Source organism: Sphaerotilus sp. FB-3 (assembly GCF_023706025.1).
GTDB lineage: Bacteria > Pseudomonadota > Gammaproteobacteria > Burkholderiales > Burkholderiaceae_C > Sphaerotilus > Sphaerotilus sulfidivorans.
Window position 1 is genome coordinate 1 of sequence record NZ_BQWE01000036.1, and the last position, 2,931, is coordinate 2,931.

General features: G+C 46.3%; 2 protein-coding genes. Both read right to left on the reverse strand.

Features of this window, described 5'->3' with window-relative positions; genetic code table 11:
* Positions 1–199: 199 nt before the first annotated feature.
* The gene (locus NFT33_RS14160) at positions 200–1,966 is read right to left on the reverse strand and encodes a heparinase II/III domain-containing protein (RefSeq protein WP_251676300.1); all 1,767 of its coding nucleotides are present in this window, start codon (positions 1,964–1,966) and stop codon (positions 200–202) included.
* 101 nt (positions 1,967–2,067) lie between these two features.
* Positions 2,068–2,844 carry an ISAs1 family transposase gene (locus NFT33_RS14165; RefSeq protein WP_251676302.1) on the reverse strand — a complete coding sequence of 259 codons (777 nt, stop codon included), beginning with the start codon at positions 2,842–2,844 and terminating at the stop codon, positions 2,068–2,070.
* Positions 2,845–2,931: the final 87 nt, after the last annotated feature.

A 2,931-nucleotide genomic window follows, 5' to 3' on the forward strand; every position in this document is an offset into this window, starting at 1 on the left:
CCAAGCAGTTCATGCCCCGATTGATCACCACAACCGCCGCAGACTCTGGGAATCAACTGTCTGCTTGACGGGTGAGCTTACGACCCAGACCCAGGCTTTGCTGCTTCATGGCTGCGATCGTCTCAGCTCTTCATCTGGTCGCCAAGCACGGGCGGGGTGGATTTTTGCAGAGCATCCCTTACGAAGTGATCTTACGAAATTACCAAAAAAACTTAGCCTCAATAATAAATGGAAGATTATTCTTTATTGAGCCACTTACAACCAACTGATTTACGCCATTATTATTTGAATCAAAACTATTTTTCGGCAACGATATATCAAAAACATCAACAGAATCTATTTCTCCACTAAATACTACATAAACCAATTTACCACCAATGGACATAGAAGCATTTAGTCCATTTAATATTATATTTGCCTCTGTACACATTGCCCATCTAACAACGTCGCCTATCGAGCCATTCTCAATAGTATCAATAATAGAGAAGTGGCTTTCGCTAAAAATAAATTTTCTGGTCGCCAAAGGTACGCCCAAAACACTACTCATATTTATTTCAAAAACATTCTCGCCAACCATTTTTATTTCAGCAAATCCGGAAACATTATGTTTTTTTTGATTTATTGTTATTGTATTATGAGAAAATGGGCCTATTCTGTAAACACTCCATCTTTCTGAATTTTGAGAACCATCCCACAAAGATAGCCCTGCAGACTCAAGAGAGTAATAGTTTTGCATGCCAAGATCTTTTGCCCACCTGACACCCATTGCATCAAAAACAAAACTCCCAGCATCCATGTGGGCATGGGTAATATTTGCGCCGCCACCTTTAATTGCAACCCACCCTAAATCATCATTAAAATTAAATCTTTTTATTGCAACTTGCTGAGGACCACCACCAATAAAATTGTCACTCAAGACTTTCTTTTTCTCATATTTATTTATATTAGGCCACCATAAAGCGAGTATCGTTGAAAATCTATCAAGATTCCAACCAAATTTCTCAATAATAACTTCAATTGGCGAAAAAACAGAAATATCATGTAAATGCGATGAAAAAAATGCTAGGGCAGGAGACAGCTCGGCGACATCCATACTATCTGAGAAATTAAAGCACAACCCCGACGGACCTATTGATTGCGCGTAAAAATAAGAACTCTTCAAGAAGCTATTTGTTACGGCGCCATTAATATCTTTGCGCCCTCTAAGTGTCAACAAAAAAAATAAAGAATAAATTGTTCCATAACTCCAGTAGCTGGGCCCTTCAGGATAAACGCCATCCGGCTCATAAATTTTAAGACTATTCTCGATGAAAAATAGCGCCTGGTCTATTACCTTGCGAGAAACATCGGGAAAATAATTTCTTACAGTAACTGCACCCAATGCCATTCCGCCGATGCAAACTTGGCTCCAGTTATTTTTATAGCCAAATGTCTTGTGCCCATTCTCTACATGCATTAAACCTTTTTTTACGATTGCGTCGGCAACCTTAGCTCTAAAATCATCATCCACAAAATCAAAAATCCAATCCCACGAAATTGATATTCCAGCGACAATTTCAGCAACATCCAGGAAATGATTTGGATTCCAGTCATCAAAAAAAATAACATTTTCTATTTCTAATTTTAACCTATCAAGGAACAAACTATCTCCAGTTAGCCTGAAAGCGAATGACCACTGTAAAATTCTGCGAACAAATTCTCTCGACACCGAGAGTAATCTACCCCCTTGGAGATTTCTCTTTAAAACATTAATTTTTATGTCTGATTTTGCCGATGATATTAATAAATCGATTAATTTACTCAATTTTGCATCATTTTTCTTATTCTCAATCATTCTCTCCCATAGATTATTACCCAAAATATTATCCGAGCAATAACTCGTCTGTTTTATATGGGCCGCCGATTCTTCGTGCTGCGCCGAAAAAATCATTGCCATTTTTTTCAAGAACTCTCTTCTGTCTTTCATGATCTGAATTTAATTGAAGTGTATAGAAAATTAAATTTAAACTGTATTATGAAATTCCAAAGGTCGCGGCGTAAGCTCCCCCGTCAAGCAGGGCGATTGCATCAGCCATCGCTCGAAATTTGTGCATGGCTGAGTGAGGCTGGAGTCAAGCCGAAGAGCGCTTGGAGGTAGTCATCGCTCCAGCCCATGCGCTTGCGCTTGGTCTTCTGGCTGCCCTTGCCGGCGTCGAGCTTGATCTGGTTCTGGGCGATGCGCCGCAGCGTGGCCATGTTGTGCGGGCCGTGCTCGCGCCGGATCAGGCAGGCATCCTCGCGGTAGTTGACGTCCAGCACCCAGTGGCAGTCGTTCTCGATGGCCCAGTGCGCCCGGATGGTGGCGTTGAAGGCCTGGGCGTCGAGCACCTCGGAGCTGATGTAGTAACACCAGCTCGGCTGGGCCGGCTCGGCGCTGCGCGGGCCGAAGCGCCCTGAGCGCACGGGCTGGCGGGTGGAATGCACCCGCACCACGCTGCGCACGCCGGGCCAGTCCTGCAGCACCTCGGCGATGGCGCTCAGGTCATGGCAGACCCGGCAGTGCCGCGTCTCGATGCGCCCGTGGCCCTTGTCGGTCTCGCTGTGCTCGTGCCAGGTCCGCCCGTCGACCTGGGCTGGGGCTTGATCGAGCAGGCCCTGCACCGCCGCGGCCAGCGTGGGCTGGTTGTTCTTGACCCCGATGATGTAGTTCGCGCCCTCGTCGACGAGCTGCTGCACGATCGCCTTCTGGCAGCCCATCGCGTCCATCGTCACCGTGGCACCCCGCAGGTCCAGCCCAGCCAGCAGCTCAGGAATGGCGGTGATCTCATTGCTCTTGGCCTGCGTCCTGATCTGCCCGAGCGTCACGCCCTCGTAAGCTCACCCGTCAAGCAGACAGTTGATTCCCAGAGTCTGCGGCGGTTGTGGTGATCAATCGGGGCATGAACTGCTTGG

Bases quoted from the DNA above. Each gene is read 5' to 3' on its own strand.
- NFT33_RS14160 (WP_251676300.1), bottom strand. From the start codon at position 1,966: ATGAAAGACAGAAGAGAGTTCTTGAAAAAAATGGCAATGATTTTTTCG.